Source organism: Moorena sp. SIO3I8, assembly GCF_010692325.1.
Taxonomy (GTDB): domain Bacteria; phylum Cyanobacteriota; class Cyanobacteriia; order Cyanobacteriales; family Coleofasciculaceae; genus Moorena.
On record NZ_JAAHHW010000360.1, the window covers coordinates 1 to 1552 of the forward strand.

Sequence of the window (1552 nt, forward strand, 5' to 3'; positions counted from 1 at the left end):
AGCAAGGGTCGTAGAGGAGTGATAGGTTTCTAGCTCTTTCAATAAGGACTCTGGTGCTGATACTTTTAACCCGGACAAATTCTGACATCTTGGATATCTAGGATATCATTTGAGTCAGAAAAGCTGAGTACTACATCCCCGACTGCTTCGAGGAAGGTGGTATCCCACATCGCCTTTCGGCAAAGCCGACGCTACGCGAACAGGAAAATCCCGACGGCTCCATTGAAATCTCTAGGGATTTCGTATCCGCAACGTGGACATTGAAAATTCTTAGAACTACCAAGTTTTCGATGAATGTGTCCGCACTTTGTACAAGTTTTGGAGGTATATTCCTCTGTTATCCTCACTAATTTGGAACCATAACGGTTGCACAAATGCTCTAAAATCTGAGAGAACTGATAAAAAGCCCATGTCATCATCGCCCTAGCTGTCTTGCTTTTTAGTTTTCGCTTCTTTTTGACAACCATCTGCGACGTCTCAAAGGTAGGTAAGACGATCACATCGTAGTTTCTTGCCAAAAACGATGCTACTTGTTTGTGCAATTCAGTTCTCAGACTTCTGATCTTAGTTCTGAGTCTTTCCATAGCTATCCTTAGCTTGTATCGGCGACGTTTGTGTGTGCTTCCTTTTGATTTGTCATGCTCACTTTTTAACTTATCTAGATGGGAACAAAGTTTAGCTATTCTCTGAAAATCATTATTTGCGAACTCCAAGAAATCCGTGCCGTCAAACCCAGTCATGAACGTCCTAACTCCAGGATCTAAAGCTATCACTTTCTTGGTTTCAGTAGGCTCAATGTCAAACTCTACTGGAAAGTGCGCGAACCATCTCCCTTTGTTATAAGTAAGTTCAGTAGAACCATCAGTTAGTACACAGAAATCCTGACCTTTGAATTCGGGTTTTGGCAGATGTTTGGTTTTGGAAACCATCCACCGGCCAGCCTTGTAAGCCGTAGGGTCAAACTGGATCGTCAGATGATGATCTCGCACGCTACGAAATTTACCTATTTTTAATCCAGCTTGTGGGTTTGGCAAAAGGTTCTTCCCTTTCCCAACAGACTTCGGTTGTTTGGCGGTCTCTTTCCACGCCGTATAAGCCTCCATTGAAGCGTTATCTAAAATTTTGGAGACGTTTAAATCTCTGCACCACTGCGGAATAAGTCCGGATTGTTTCAACCAAGTTCTAAAGCCATGTTTTCCTCCTTTCTTTCCGACTTTTGTGTACCCCTGGTTCCGATTGAGCTGCTCGATCGATATGTTATAAACCTTGCGAACAGCAGAAACCCATTTATTCGAGATCTTCTCAAGTTCTTTGCTTGGGTAAACTCGGTAACTCACTGTCTTCAAGGATTTTTCCCTTGTACTTCCTGAGTCCGTAGAGCCTACAACTGAAGACGTGGATAATTGCCAGAACATCTTCAACCATCTCTTGTTCTGGGCTGAGGTTCTTTTCGTCGAGAACCAGTATTTTAGTTTGGAATTTAGAGCACAGCCATGAGATAAGATCGAACCCAAAGCGGCAAAGCCTATCTTTGTGGGCAACGACAATATAC

At 43.1% G+C, this 1552-nt stretch carries 1 protein-coding gene and 1 pseudogene; both read right to left on the reverse strand.

Features of this window, described 5'->3' with window-relative positions:
* Window positions 1–191: 191 nt before the first annotated feature.
* Complete coding sequence (locus tag F6K51_RS36990) at window positions 192–1415, reverse strand: transposase (RefSeq protein ID WP_293031087.1); 1224 nt, start codon at window positions 1413–1415, stop codon at window positions 192–194.
* Window positions 1303–1552 (reverse strand): annotated as a pseudogene (locus F6K51_RS36995) (IS607 family transposase); the annotation flags it as partial. The pseudogene F6K51_RS36995 and the gene F6K51_RS36990, both read right to left, overlap by 113 nt.